The sequence below is a fragment of the Desulfopila sp. IMCC35006 genome, from assembly GCF_005116645.1.
Lineage (GTDB): Bacteria > Desulfobacterota > Desulfobulbia > Desulfobulbales > Desulfocapsaceae > Desulforhopalus_A.
On the sequence record NZ_SWCM01000018.1, the window covers coordinates 17,626 to 32,287 of the forward strand.

Here is a 14,662-nt window from a genome sequence, read left to right on the forward strand (position 1 = left end):
ATTCAAAATCTTTCAAAGGGAGGTTCTGCAATGTCAGAGCACACAGATAACAAATATCGTGATCCAGTCTGTAATATGTCAACTGCGAATCAAGACGAATTTATCCCCTACGACTATAAGGGTGATACCTATTATTTCTGTAGTGATTACTGCCTGGCCAAATTTAAACAAAGTCCGCTAACCTACATTGCCGGGGAAACAGAAGACCACCGTCATGGAAAAAAAAGGGGGCAAACGGATCTTGGCAAAGCACCTGCAATTGAAGATAGTCAACAACAACGAAATCTGGCCTCCGATAAACGGATTTACACATGTCCCATGCATCCCGAAGTCGAGCAGGAAGGCCCTGGTTCATGTCCAAAATGTGGCATGGCCTTGGAACCACGGGACATTTCCACTGATGCAGAGGAAGAAAACCCAGAATACGGTGATATGAAAAAACGCTTTCTTCTCGGAACAATTCTCACCGCACCTTTAGTTGTCATTGCCATGCGTGATATGATGCCCGGCGGTCAACTGATTGAAAACCTGGCCTCTTCAGGTACCTTGGGCTGGTTGGAATTCATCCTGGCAACACCAGTTGTTCTCTGGGCAGGCTGGCCATTTTACGTCAGAGGCGTCCAATCCGTGATCAATAAGAACCTGAATATGTTTACCCTCATAGGTCTGGGGGTTTCCGTGGCATATATTTACAGCCTTGTTGCCCTCCTCTTTCCGGTGCTCTTCCCTACAGCAATGCGTGGGCCGGAAGGAACAGTGGGTGTCTATTTTGAGGCAGCCGCAGTTATTGTTACCTTGATTCTGCTCGGACAAGTCATGGAATTACGAGCCCGCAGTCAGACAGGCACTGCCATCAAGGCTCTTTTGGGACTTGCACCTAAAACAGCCAGGAAAGTAAATGATGACGGTTCGGAAAAAGACATACCTCTTGCAAATGTCCAGGCCGGAGACGTGTTACGCGTCAGACCCGGAGAAAAAGTGCCGGTCGATGGTAAAGTTATTGATGGAGCGAGTTCAATTGATGAATCCATGATTTCTGGGGAGCCGGTCCCCGTAAAAAAACAGCAGGGAGATAAGGTTATTGGAGCCACGGTGAACAGCACCGGCTCACTGACCATACGCGCCGAAAAAGTTGGAGGTGATACGCTACTGGCACAGATTGTCAAAATGGTAGCAGATGCCCAACGCAGTCGAGCTCCAATCCAGAAAATGGCAGACCTGGTGGCTGGTTATTTTGTGCCGACGGTCATTCTCATCGCCCTTATTACCTTTGGCGGCTGGTATTTCTTTGGCCCGGCACCCAGACTTGCTTATGCGATTATTGCAGCCGTTTCCGTACTGATTATCGCCTGTCCATGTGCTTTAGGTCTTGCCACTCCTATATCCATCATGGTGTCAACGGGTAAAGGGGCAACGATGGGCGTGTTGTTTAAAAATGCCGAGGCCATCGAAACTATGCGTAAAATTGATACGTTAGTAGTGGATAAGACCGGTACCTTGACCTTGGGAAAACCAAAACTCACTGGTCTCGTTGCGGCAGCAGGCAGAGATGAAGATAAACTTCTCAGATTAGCGGCAAGCTTAGAAAAAGCAAGTGAGCATCCCCTGGCTGCAGCGATCGTGGCCGGTGCATCTGAGAGGGATATCGAAACCACAACTCCAGAAGATTTTGACTCAATTACCGGAAAAGGTGTCGGCGGAACGGTTGATGGTGAGCACGTCCTTCTTGGAAATCTCAAGCTGATGGATGACGCTGGTATAATCACCGATGAACTCGCCGGCAAGGCAGAGGAAATGCGAAAAGAAGGGCAAACTGTCATGTTTATATCTGCCAACGGGAAACTGGCCGGTATATTGGCCGTATCCGATCCGATCAAAGAATCAACTCCGGCAGCAATCAAACAGTTGCATGCTGAAGGCTTGAGAATAGTAATGCTGACCGGTGATAACCTGGCAACTGCTGAAGCGGTGGCAGCCAAACTTGATATTGACGAAGTGGTCGCTGACGTGCTTCCCGATGAAAAGGCGGCAGTAATTAAAAGATTTCAAGATGAAGGGAAGATAGTTGCCATGGCGGGCGATGGCATTAACGATGCTCCGGCCCTTGCCCAGGCTCAAGTCGGTATTGCCATGGGTACCGGCACTGATGTGGCTATGGAAAGTGCAGGTGTCACCTTAGTAAAAGGCGATCTTACCGGTATTGTTCGGGCCAGAAAATTGTCCAGGGCCACCATGACGAATATAAAACAGAATCTCTTTTTTGCCTTTGTCTATAACTCGTTGGGAATTCCTGTCGCGGCTGGCGTTTTGTATCCGGCCCTGGGTATTATGCTCAGCCCGATGCTTGCCGCAGCGGCTATGAGCTTAAGCTCTGTGTCGGTTTTGGTCAATGCTTTGCGACTCAAGACCTTTTCAGCAAAGTAACTTGTAGACTATAATAAGCCCTCACTCTTTCCTGTTTTTCAAATAGGAACCAATGTCCTTCGGGCTAATTTTCAAGTTCTTTTTTTATTCGGTCAAATTCCTCTTTGGTAATTTCCCCCCTGGCATATCGTTTTTTCAAAATTTCTGTTGGACTTTCGCCTGAGGAATCTTGCGCATTTTGGTTGTGTTTTATCCGATCTAAAACAAAATAGGCGATCACCCCTACAATAAATATCCAGAATAGCCACATATACATCCCTCCACCGTATCCCATCATATGGCCCGAACCCTGCGGGAATCCATTCATTGAACGCTGAGTGCATCCTGAAAAAAGTAATGCCGCAGTTGTCATAGTTGCTGTTGAGATGACGGAACGGCTTGTTTTCATGGTCATAACCCTCTAATTGTAGAAACATTGATGAGGTCTACACGCAGGATTTACAATTGTTATGGAAAGTTTATCTTGTAATCCAACAGACCCTCCATGATCACTTTATCTGGAGATATTATAGACATGGAATCTGTTGGGAACAATAAGGTAAAGCATGTAATCTTCAACAAAACACTGGGTAGTCCTGTTTCCAGGGAACTCCCCTGAGTTAAAAAATCTAAAAATAGAGGTTCGATGCCAAATTTTACCGGAAAAAGTGTTCTTAAATTATGCGTGATCTTGTCTTTTCTTTTCAGTTTTTCCTTTCTTTTGAATTTCTTTTGGGAAGCCCTTCATGCTGTTTACCTTTATCAAAGACATGATTTGGTTGCTTCGGAATATGTCCCAATGGTGCTTTATTTATCCACCATGGACAGTCTGATCGTCCTAAGTTTGTATATTGGGGTCAGCTTGATGTGGTGGAATTTTTTTTGGCTGAAGCTGTTTTCAAAAGCACAAATTGTTGTTTTTTCTACCATTGGGATTTTGGTGGCAGCATTAATTGAGTATTCGTCTCTCTTTTATTATCACAGGTGGCTTTACAAAACAGAGATGCCGACAGTTTTCGGCCTTGGCATATCCCCCCTGCTGCAATTGAGTGTTGCAGGACTCGTATCTGTCTGGCTTTCCAAAGAAATATTATATGGAAAGGGACTCATCCAAGAATGATCGTTCATCTTTTCCATCACCTTAGCCGGTGAGTATTCGCCGATGCCAAATTGCTATCCTTTGTAATTTCAGCACGTGTTGAAAACTACAAATCTCCGACTTTAGTCGTAAATCGTCCTGCCAGATTATGCTTTGAAAAAAAGAAATGAACCAGCATATCAAATATCTGTACAGTTTTTGTAGAACTTGAGTGTCTCATCTATAGAATAGTGTCTTTTATTTGGACAGCAAGACAGTTCACTCAAGCTGCAAAAACAGGTAGTTATTTAAGTTATGACTGTAGTTCTGACCACTTGTTCGTATAACGGTATCCTTGGCACACTATATGCTCTACTCATTAGGGGAAGTGTTCATGAAAAGCATAGTCTTTCCCTGAATATTATACGTGAAACAGATGATATTTCTCTCACGATTCCTACTCATTAGAGAGGTTACAAATGAAAAATGCACTCATATCCACTAGAAGCACATTAATTCTCTCTCTGTTTATCCTGTTGGCTCTCGGTTTGTCGGGATGTGCTGGCTCAGGGCAGGTCATATCAGTTGATAGGCAAATACGATTCAACGACAAGGGAAATAGCCAAGGCACTTACAAATCCGGAGAATTGACTGTGGGCTACAGTTATCGCTTGGCTGGCGAAAATATGATTCTGACCGGAGATGTGAATTATCCTGACAGTGTTGATTCATTGACTGTTCGTGTTTTGTTCTTAGATGGAACCGGAACCATATTACAGCAGAAGATAGTTTATTATTCAGGATATCGTGTTTTCAAACCGTGGGCAACCGACCGTACTTTTCGGGAAAATCTGATGGTACCGGCCGGTGCTGGGGGCATATCCTTCAGCTATTCTGTTCAACCACGCAGTAGCCATAAATAGATGAATTGAATACATCGATAAAATTGCCCGTGTCTGGCCAGATTGTTGTTTCTTTACAACGGAGAGGCGGCGACGTCCGTAATCATTCGTATAATCTCATGAAAGACCGCCATAATCTCGGGATATGGACTGAAAACCGGGCCAGACAAGATAAAATGAGTTGAAATCGTAACGAGTTCTTCTGCTTTAAAGAGGCAATAATTTATGCATATTCAATACGCAACTCGAAGTAAAATCGGCTTAAAGCGAAGCAACAATGAAGATTGCTGGAGAATTGAGATAGGCAATCTGAGAAATGTATCCTTAGTAGACAATCGTATGCTCTTTGCTGTAGCAGATGGGATGGGTGGACACCCTTGCGGCGAAGTTGCCAGCATGATGGCTTGTGGTGCTCTGACGGGTTTTTTCAAGGCTCAAAGTAAGATTTCAGGAAAGAAGCTTCAAAAACATATAGAGCAGAGTTTTTTTGATATTGATGAACAAATCAAGCAATATACCCGGAAAAATCCGACCTGTTTGCATATGGGAACCACCCTTTCAGTAATGATTATATGTGGCGAGCAAGCCGTAATCTCCCATGTCGGCGACACTCGGATTTATTGTTTGAGAGATGAAAAACTTAAATTGCTTACAACTGATCATACTTTTGTCCAGGAGATGATAGAAAAACGGGCATTGACAGCTGAAATGGGAGAGACCTCTCCTCATCGAAATGTACTGACAAAGGTAATAGGCACAGAGGAACCTCTAGAGGGCGTCTCAAGCCAACTCCTGGATATTATTACTGGTGATCGATTTCTGTTATCTTCTGATGGACTACACGACTCAGTTTCGTTTCAAGATATTGAGTTAATGCTGGGTGAAGGGGATGATCCAGAAAAAACTGCAAAACGACTGCTGTCATGCGCGATTGCAAATGGTGGACGCGACGACATTACTTTAATTATTGTCCATACGGCTTGAAAAAGAGAACTTGGGTTTTCTCTTTAAGAGATGCTGGCGGTCACCTACATCTCCAGCGAGAGGTATAAAAAAATGAATGCTATAACATCAGACATGCTGTTGCCACCGGGAACTGTTTTGGGAGGAAACTATCAGATCATTCGCCTGATCGGAAAAGGTGGAATGGGCACTGTTTATATGGCCTATGATACATCGCTGGATCTCAAAGTGGCAATAAAGGTTATCTCCTCAGTAGTCGCCCACACTATGGAAACCTCAGAGTATGAGTCAGCGTTGAAACGTTTCCAGGCAGAAGCCAGAATTGTTGCCCAAATTGATCATCCAAATGTCATCCGCATCTATGGTTTCAAGCAGGACACAGTTGAGTATGACGGACAACCTTGCACGGTCGATTATCTCGTAATGGAACTTATGGCCGAGAGGACACTTCGTGACACCATGGACGAAAGCGGTTTCGAAACCGAAGTGGAGATCAAGTCGTGGATCACAAAATTTATGATCCCTGTTCTGGAAGGATTGGAAAAAGTCCATAAGAGTGGCATCGTACACAGGGACATTAAGCCGGAAAATATTTTCATGAAAGAAAATACAGCTAAATTAGCAGATTTTGGACTTTCTATGGGTTCTGATTTTCCGTCAGTTACAGGGTCGGTTATTGAAATATTGGGAACCCTGGCATATATGGCACCAGAACAATACAGTAATTTCAGTTTGGCTCGTGAGTCTGCTGATATCTTTGCCGTTGGCAGGATTCTTTTTGAAGCCGTAGAAGGCAAAATCACCGAAAAAATCACGCCGTTTAAACAGGTGCAATTGACCGTTACCGCAACTTCAGAATATTACAAATCTCTCAATACCATCATTATGGCGGCAACTGCTGAGAATCCAATAGAACGTATTGGATCTGTTCGAGAGTTGCGCGAGCGACTCATAGACATCCGTGAATGTCCTTACAACGTATCCCCGGAACGAAAAGAAAGCATTCAACCTCGATGGCATGCTCAAGTCCTAAGAGTATTTTTGATAACTGTGGTTCTCGGGCTTGGTGTACTGACATACAAATTATACGTCGACTCGAAGTCCATTGTGGCACCTCTGCCACAGAAAAATATAGCGATACAACAAAGTACCGGCAACCAACCCAAGTATGGCGTGTTGCCTAAAGGCCAGCAACAGTCAATTCATGGTGTTGATAATTCGATGTTGCGGTTGGTGCCATCGGTGAAAATGGAACTGAATCGTCAGAGCCCTTTTGGAGAGAAACAAATATCTCTGGATGCTTTCTATCTTTCAGAAAATCCGGTAACCAACGAACAGTATGTTGATTTTTTGAACTCCAATATTGACAAACTTACTTATACCTATAGTGACGTCCTATTGGGCGACCATTTAGTTGTTAAACTAAGCGAAAAAATCCGAGGCTATAAACCAATAATCTTTGATGGAAATCGTTTTTTTGTCCAGCAACCGATGCACGCTTCATGCGCCGTGTTGATGGTGACTGGTTATGGGGCTGAGGCATATGCGCATTATTATGGCTATCGACTCATTAAGGCACGAGAATGGTTTACTCTTATGGCTTCGAATAAAGGCGAGGCGAAAAAACGCTTAACACTGCCTACTCCCGTCATTAATTATCCCCAAGAAAACTTTGGCATACGGGGCATCAATCAGATAGCCGAATGGGGGAAATCAAAAGAAGGAGATTTTACAATCCTAGGCCAGGCGGTATCCAGCATGGTAGGCAATGCAGTTGTTGTAACAAAAGAGCCGAATAAATATTACACAGACACCAGTTTTCGAGTAGCAAAAGACGCTGTCCCCGAATGAATTTGCTTCTTTATCGGAACCACTCGTCCATGCTTGTTTTCTGCTTCCCAGGTACCATCAGTAGCCAACAAAATTTTCTTTTCATTTTCACCTATCTGCACCTCAATGTAATTAAACTCCAAACCTGCAACTATTTCCAAGGGATTAACGCAGATGTTATCTTTTTGATTTTATGGAAGATTTATAACCGTGAAAGATTGTTTATAGGGGCGGTGCGTGAGGGGAGCGTCAAAAACATCTGCAATAGCAAATGTTCTCGCAACTTCCGGTATTTTCTTTTCAACCGGAGAGATATCCAGTGCCATCGTATCGTTCATGGTGGTACGAAATAATATCTAACGCATCCTGGAGCCAGTTGATGTTGAGTATAATGCCCGCCCCAATAACGACGTGTTTTTTCATTATCTCAAATCTTCAGTAACTGTTTATGGATACTTGCAGAAAATTCAGACATTATGTGTTGTTAACTTGTCATTTTGGAGAACACCAGGTTCACAGTAGCACTCGAATACACTACAGAAACAGCACCAAACATTTATTTTATGTATGATGCTGTTTCTCCGAATGAAAGCCGAAGCCATAACAGAATTGATTTATAACGAACGTTTTCGCCATAAAAAGAAAACTGCTGGAAGAACCAGTAAGGTAAGCACGACTGCACTTACCATACCCCCAACCATTGGCGCAGCAATTCGACTCATCACCTCTGAGCCGGTGCCAGTGCCTAATAATATGGGCAGCAATCCGGCAATAATCGCGGCGGCTGTCATCATGATTGGCCGGACCCGCATTCCGGCACCATGCAGAACGGCTTCTGACAGCTCATCCTGCCCAGGAGTAACGCCTTCATCCTTTGCATCGGCCAGCATCTTTTCATAAGCATGATTGAGATAAACCAGCATTATTACTCCGATTTCAACCGTGACTCCCGCAAGAGCTATAAAGCCGACACCAACCGCCACGCTAAAATTATACCCCTCCAGGTACATCAACCAGATACTGCCAACCATTGCCAGGGGCAGGGTTCCCATAATTATGGCAACTTCCACGAAATTGCGGAAATTCATGTAGAGTAAAATTATAATAATGGTGAGTGTTAAAGGAACCACATAAGTCAGTTTTTCTTTTGCCCGCAACATGTACTCATACTGACCCGACCAGTTCAGAGAATACCCCGCCGGCAGTTTGATTTTCTCCGCAACGACTTTCTGTGCTTTAACCACGTAGCTGCCTATATCAACACCCTCAATGTCGATAAAAGACCAACCATTCAAGCGGGCATTTTCACTCTTTATTGCCGGAGGTCCATCTTCAACATAAATATTGGCAACATCGGCAAGGGCGATTCGTTGTCCGGCCATTGTAACTATCGGCAGCAGCGAGAGTTGTTCCGGTGAGTTGCGATAGTCTTGGGGATAACGCACATTGACCGGGTATCGTTCCAACCCTTCGACAGTCTGGGTAACATTCATGCCACCTATCGCAGAGGCGACAACCTGCTGGACATCGGCAATGTTCAGGCCGTACCTGGCAGCTTTTTCCCGTTGAATATCAACCTTGATATAGCGACCTCCGGCAACCCTTTCGGAATAGACTGAAGCGGTCCCCGGTATATCCTTTATAACGGTTTCCAGTTGCTTGCCAATTTCCTGGATTACCTTCAAATCGGGTCCGGCAACCTTTATACCGACTGGCGTTTTAATGCCCGTAGCCAGCATATCAATGCGCGTCTTGATCGGCATAACCCAGGCGTTGGTTAAGCCGGGCACTTTAACCAGGTTGTTGAGCTCCTTTTTCAGACTCTCGGTAGTGACCCCTGCACGCCACTCATCCCGCGGTTTTAGTTGAATAAATGTTTCAATCATGGTGAGTGGGGCGGGATCGGTTGCCGTTTCCGCTCTGCCAACTTTACCAAAGACGGTTTTCACTTCCGGGATTGTTCGAATCAGCTTGTCGGTTTGTTGTAATACCTCTCTCGCCTTTCCTATGGATATTCCTGGATAGGTTGTGGGCATATACATAAGGTCGCCCTCATCAAGTGGCGGAATAAACTCACTGCCAATCCGGTCGAGTGGCCAGATGCCTATGGCGAGTATAAGTAAGGCCCCAAGAAGGACAGTTTTAGGAAAATTCAATACAGTTTTCAGGGCAGGCATGTAGACTGCTGTCAGCAAACGATTGAGGGGGTTTTTGTGCTCCGGCAAAATTCTTCCCCTGATAAAATAGCCCATCAAAACCGGTACCAGCGTTATTGACAGAGCTGCTGAGGCTGCCATTGCGTAGGTTTTGGTAAACGCCAGAGGAGAAAACATTCTTCCTTCCTGTGCTTCCAGGGTGAATACAGGAACGAAACTGACAGTAATTATCAGTAAACTGAAAAACAAAGCAGGACCAACTTCGCGTGCCGATTCCGCAACAATTTCCCAACGATTCTCATTGGTAAGCGGGGTTCTCTCCATATGCTTGTGCATATTTTCGATCATGACTATCGCACCATCGATCATTGCACCAATTGCTATGGCTATCCCACCCAGCGACATTATGTTGGCATTGAGGCCCTGCAGATGCATGATAATAAAAGCGGTCAAGATACCAACAGGCAAGCTGACAATCGCCACCAGGGAGGAACGGACATGGAAGAGAAAGACGACACAAACCAAAGCAACTACACCAAATTCCTCCAGCAGCTTATGCCAGAGATTTGTGACTGCGCGCTCTATCAAGGCGCTTCGGTCATAGACAGGGATGATTTCGACTCCGTCGGGAAGACCTGCTTTAAGTTCCTCCAGCCTTGCCTTAACGCCATCAATAGTCTTTTGGGCGTTTTCGCCAAAACGCATGACAATAATGCCACCTACCGTTTCCCCCTCACCGTTCAAGTCCGCAACACCGCGTCGCATCTGTGGACCAGTGCCTATTTCTGCAACATCTTTTAACAGTAGCGGAACACCGTTGTCTGTTACTCCGAGCGGTATATTGCCCAGATTTTTTACACTCTGCAGATAACCGGTGGCCCGTACCATGTATTCGGCTTCAGCCATCTCAACTACCGACGCCCCGATTTCCTGGTTGCCGGCCTTAATTGCCATTTGTATTTTCGACAGTGGGATACCAAAGGCTCGCAACTTTTCAGGGTTAACCTTTACCTGATATTGCTTGACCATCCCGCCCACAGCAGCAACTTCCGAAACACCGGGAACGGTTTGCAGTTCATATTTTAAAAACCAATCCTGTAGCGATCGTAGTTGACTGATGTCATGCTTGCCGGTTTTATCGATTAGGGCATAGAGATACACCCAGCCAACACCGGTAGCGTCCGGGCCCAATTGAGGTCTGGCATTTTCTGGAAGTGAGGGTGCAACCTGGCTGAGATACTCGAGCACCCTGCTTCTTGCCCAATACAGGTTGGTCTTTTCGTCGAAAATAACATAGACAAAAGAATCACCAAAAAACGAGTAACCTCGGACCGTCACGGCTCCAGGTACGGAAAGCATCGCAGTAGTTAAGGGATAGGTCACCTGGTCTTCAACTACCTGCGGTGCCTGCCCGGGATAGGATGTTTTTATGATCACCTGCACGTCAGATAAATCCGGCAAGGCATCAACAGGGGTGTTTTTTAGTGAATACAGACCAATACCTACCAGCATGACGGTAGCTAGCAAGACGAAGAAACGATTACCAACCGACCATTGTATAATAGATGCAATCATTATATGTGTCCCCTATTGCCTATTGTTTATGGGCGTCATGTTTCTCTTTATCTGGGCTGATACCGTCCAGAGACATGTCATCTGTGTTCAGCTCATCAAGGCTTTTGTCGACATTGGCACCAGGAATGTGGACTTTAGTGATCTGGTACTGGTCGCCTTGGATTTTGGTTATCTCCACAGGCAGGGTCATACCAATTTTTAGTGAAGCAAAATCAACATCTTTCGCCACCGTGAAATCCATGGTCATTTCCGGCCAATTCCATACACTTATCGCCTTATGTGATACGTTGATCATTCGATGTTCTGCCATCAAATTATTGACAGTAGCCTCAACCCAGACGCTTGCGGGGATGGCCTTTTCGTTATGGTTCATGCGCTTGAAATCAGAGGTTTTGCTCGATTCTGAATCGATTAAGAACTGTGCCGAGGTGACTACTTTTTCCCCCTCGGAAAGTCCTGACAGGATCTCGGCAGACTGCTCATCGAAACGTCCGATCTCGACATTGATCGCTTTGAAGCGACCTTCTCCGAGAGCCAGAACTACACGACTGGAACGGCCGGAGCGTATTACCGCTTCTTTTGGTACAAGCAGAGTCTTTTGAGTGTCTGCCAGGTGAATGACAACATTGGCGAACATGTCAGGCTTGAGTAACCCCTCCTTATTTCCAAATCGCAGACGAACTCTCAGGGTTCGTGTTTTGGCATCGAGTTCGGGGTATACATAATCTACTACGCCAGTCCACTCTTTACCGGGCAGATAATCAAGAGTCATTGTGACAGGCAGTCCAACAGCAACTTCTGCAGCCTGCCGTTCAAATACCTCGGCTTCCACCCACATCGGGTCAAGTGCAGCTATCGACATAATTGTGGAACCTGGTTGAACAAAGAAACCCTGACGAATATCTAATTTATCGATTACCCCATCTTGCGGTGCATAAAAGATGACGGTTTGCTTTGCCTCTCCACTCTTTTTTATCTGCTCGATTGCCGAAGCCGATACACGCAATGAAGCCAATCGATTCTCCGCAGCTCTAATGAGGCGAGGTTTCTGGCGCTCAAGAGCCATTACCAGCTCCTCCTGGGCATTAACCAGCTCGGGGGAATAGAGATTGTAAAGAGGTTTCCCCTTTTTTACCGGATCACCTGAAGCTTTGACATAGAGCTTTTCTATCCAGCCTTTTACCCTGGGGTGAATATGCTCCAAATAATCCTCATCGTACTTCACATATCCAACTGTATTAATTTCAGATCGTAGGGAACCAAGGTGTGCCGTGGCGGTTCGTACGCCCAGATTGTTCACCACATCGGGAGAAATTTTCACTGTACCGGGGCCTCCCTTCGATCCACCGCCTTCTTCTCCATAAAAAGGTATAAGGTCCATGCCCATTGGTGACTTACCGGGTTTATCGCTTTTATAGTTAGGATCCATGGGGGCTACCCAGTACAAAGGCTTCTTTTCGGCTGTTGGCGGAGCGCTGTTCTGTACAACATTAAGAGAGGGGAAATAGTCACTCAACTTGGGATAGAAAGTAATGGCGATGAAGGAGCCGATGGCAGCACCGACTACAAGCAATGCCAGTACACTTATAAGTCTTTTCATTTCTTCTCTCCCCCAGAGCTATTTTTTGCGATGATATCCTCGGCATTTTCCATAAAATAGTAGTTCAGTTCGACAATGGATTTTTGTCTCTCCACGTCTATGCCCAAGGCATCAATCTTCGCATTCAATTCAGCGATTCGGGATCGGACGACCTCGGCAAAATCACTATCGTCATTGGTGTAGGCCGTAAGGGAAGCCTCGGCCTGTTCGTTCATTTGTGGTAATAATTGTGACTTATAGAGTACTTGGCGATCATTCAACCTTTTGAGTTGTGTTCTGGTCTTTTCAAAACCGGCTATCATTTTACGCACAAGTGACCACTTTTTCGTTTTGACCGCTTCGGTCTGGGAAACTGAAGATTGAACCTCCTTATCCTGTCGGTTACTCGTGAACAAAGGCAGGTCGAAACTAATACCTACAGAGACAAAATCAGCCCGATCTCTCCCATTCTGATCCTCCGCCCGATAGCCATAACTGGCATTGACCCCCCATGCGGGTTTATATTTTTGTCTGGCGAGATCAATGCCGATTTTACTGGTATCAATCTCCCGATCAAGGGCAAGCAGTGACGGGTGTTTGGATACAGATTCATAAAACTGCTGGGGATTAGCCTCTCCGGTAGATAAATAGAGTGACTCCCGCAGCATTTTTATATCGGGGCGCTTCTTGTCCAATGCCAAATGTGACCAGGGAAGAGGTGATGCGGCATTCACTTTTTCCCCATACTCCTCTCGAAAATATTCGCTCACCCATCCAGAAAGCTTCTCCATAAACATTTCTTGTTTCTGTTTGAGCATGGTGAGTCGATCATCCAGTCGAGTGAGCTCCAATTGAGCCCGAATAATATCCTGCTGTCTGGTTTTGCCATAAGCCGCTGAATAGCTGGTTTCAGCAATATCTGCCAGCTGTTCAAACAATGGGCGATCTTTTTGGATTAACGCTATACTTTCCTGGGCGTTATACGCATCAAGCCAGAGCTGGCTCACTGTAACGACAATATTTGCTTTACGATCCAGACGTTGAAAAGGAAACTGACTACCCACCGTTTGCAGCTGCTTCCGCTTAATCGCCAGGCTGTCTCCGCGCGGGAACATTTGTGTCACGCCTACTTTAAACTGCGTCATGGCCTCCTGGCTAAAATCGAAGGTATCGATCGGCACGTTTGCGAACCCTAACGATACTTGCGGATCCGGCAGTGTTCCCTCATAAACGCTCATTGCTTCGACTGCATCTTGAGAGTGCCGGTTGCCTGCCAACCAGGGATCATTGAGCTGTGCAGCCTGTACAGCCTTTTCAAGAGTGAGGGTAAATTCTCCGGACTGAGCTATTCCGACAAGGGCTGACACAAGTCCGATGAGGCAAAAGAGTTGGATGAAAACAAATCGAACTGAAAAAACCGTTGTGAGTTGTCTGATTATGCTTAGCACGGGGATCTCCTCTTTGAGGGAAACAGACCCGGCAAAGGGCAACACTGCCGAGGTGTTGGTTGTCAGGTAACCGGTCATCGTTGTCAAAGGCAATGACCGGATCCTGCCGAAGAAATCAATCATTTTGCCATGTGCGGGTACCAGAATTTAACCGTTTGTTTTTCAGCTCCAGCCTTGAAGAGGCATATGACACCCCATTTTCCAGGCTCGTCGATGATAAAATTGGCGGCAAAAACGCCTCCGCCATAATCCTTTAAATCGGCTATTTGCTCTTTTTTACTGGGAGAGACAAGTTTCACTTTCCCGACTAGCTTATCAATTTTGTTACCATCGCGGGTAAACGTGGCCATGACATGATGAGTCTTGCCATCTGGATCTTTCATATTCATACTCGCCAGATCCATGACTTTAAATTCGGTGTGAATGTCTCCAGCCATTGCCATATAAGTAAAACTTCCATCCTCGGTACTGTTACCGTGGTTCATTCCTTCCATAGCCATGGAATTACCAACAAAAATTAAACTGAGCAGTGCAAACAATAAAAAAAATCTATTCATCGAGGCCTCCTTTCGTTTTTTATGTTCAGAAATCTTATTTATGACGACAGTCCGTGCTCTTGTTGTCTTCAATGCTAAACGCACATTAAGATCAGTGATGTCATTGATCAAAGATAATTATATTAAAAAATGAACTAAGAGATAGAGCTCCCTTAATACTCCTGTCATTTG

Annotated in this window: 11 protein-coding genes; 5 read left to right on the forward strand and 6 right to left on the reverse strand. The window is 45.4% G+C overall.

Annotated elements, in window-relative coordinates:
* Nucleotides 1-30 precede the first annotated feature (30 nt).
* Entirely contained in the window at nt 31-2,424 is a 2,394-nt protein-coding gene (locus tag FCL47_RS21220) for a heavy metal translocating P-type ATPase (RefSeq protein WP_136815733.1), read from the forward strand.
* Nucleotides 2,425-2,488: 64 nt separating this feature from the next.
* Here FCL47_RS21220 and FCL47_RS21225 read toward each other — a convergent pair whose 3' ends face one another.
* Nucleotides 2,489-2,812 (reverse strand): SHOCT domain-containing protein, encoded by a 324-nt coding sequence (locus FCL47_RS21225; protein WP_205747397.1) that lies wholly within the window; start codon nt 2,810-2,812, stop codon nt 2,489-2,491.
* A 237-nt stretch (nt 2,813-3,049) separates the two neighbouring features.
* Here FCL47_RS21225 and FCL47_RS21230 point away from each other — a divergent pair, with 237 nt between their 5' ends.
* From FCL47_RS21230 to FCL47_RS21245, 4 genes are all read left to right on the forward strand, one after another.
* Entirely contained in the window at nt 3,050-3,523 is a 474-nt protein-coding gene (locus FCL47_RS21230) for a hypothetical protein (RefSeq protein ID WP_136815734.1), read from the forward strand.
* Between the two features lie 437 nt (nt 3,524-3,960).
* On the forward strand, nt 3,961-4,404 hold the full coding sequence (locus tag FCL47_RS21235; RefSeq protein WP_136815735.1) for a hypothetical protein: 444 nt from the start codon (nt 3,961-3,963) through the stop codon (nt 4,402-4,404).
* A 204-nt stretch (nt 4,405-4,608) separates the two neighbouring features.
* On the forward strand, nt 4,609-5,367 hold the full coding sequence (locus FCL47_RS21240) for a PP2C family serine/threonine-protein phosphatase (protein WP_136815736.1): 759 nt from the start codon (nt 4,609-4,611) through the stop codon (nt 5,365-5,367).
* A 72-nt stretch (nt 5,368-5,439) separates the two neighbouring features.
* Nucleotides 5,440-7,197, forward strand: coding sequence for a serine/threonine-protein kinase (locus FCL47_RS21245; RefSeq protein WP_167496599.1), 1,758 nt, complete (start codon nt 5,440-5,442; stop codon nt 7,195-7,197).
* A gap of 279 nt (nt 7,198-7,476) precedes the next feature.
* On the opposite strand, the gene FCL47_RS21250 is transcribed toward FCL47_RS21245, so the two are convergent.
* The 5 genes from FCL47_RS21250 to FCL47_RS21270 all read right to left on the reverse strand — a co-directional run bounded on the left by FCL47_RS21250 (nt 7,477) and on the right by FCL47_RS21270 (nt 14,491).
* Nucleotides 7,477-7,599: an HD domain-containing phosphohydrolase gene (locus FCL47_RS21250; protein WP_136815738.1), complete on the reverse strand. Its 123-nt coding sequence runs from the start codon at nt 7,597-7,599 to the stop codon at nt 7,477-7,479.
* A gap of 191 nt (nt 7,600-7,790) precedes the next feature.
* Complete coding sequence (locus FCL47_RS21255; RefSeq protein WP_136815739.1) at nt 7,791-10,907, reverse strand: efflux RND transporter permease subunit; 3,117 nt, start codon at nt 10,905-10,907, stop codon at nt 7,791-7,793.
* A 19-nt stretch (nt 10,908-10,926) separates the two neighbouring features.
* Entirely contained in the window at nt 10,927-12,507 is a 1,581-nt protein-coding gene (locus FCL47_RS21260) for an efflux RND transporter periplasmic adaptor subunit (protein WP_136815740.1), read from the reverse strand.
* Nucleotides 12,504-13,979, reverse strand: a complete 1,476-nt coding sequence (locus FCL47_RS21265) for a TolC family protein (RefSeq protein ID WP_205747398.1) — start codon at nt 13,977-13,979, stop codon at nt 12,504-12,506. Before FCL47_RS21265 ends, FCL47_RS21260 begins: the two co-directional genes overlap by 4 nt.
* A 74-nt stretch (nt 13,980-14,053) precedes the next feature.
* Nucleotides 14,054-14,491 carry a hypothetical protein gene (locus FCL47_RS21270; protein WP_136815741.1) on the reverse strand — a complete coding sequence of 146 codons (438 nt, stop codon included), beginning with the start codon at nt 14,489-14,491 and terminating at the stop codon, nt 14,054-14,056.
* Nucleotides 14,492-14,662: the final 171 nt, after the last annotated feature.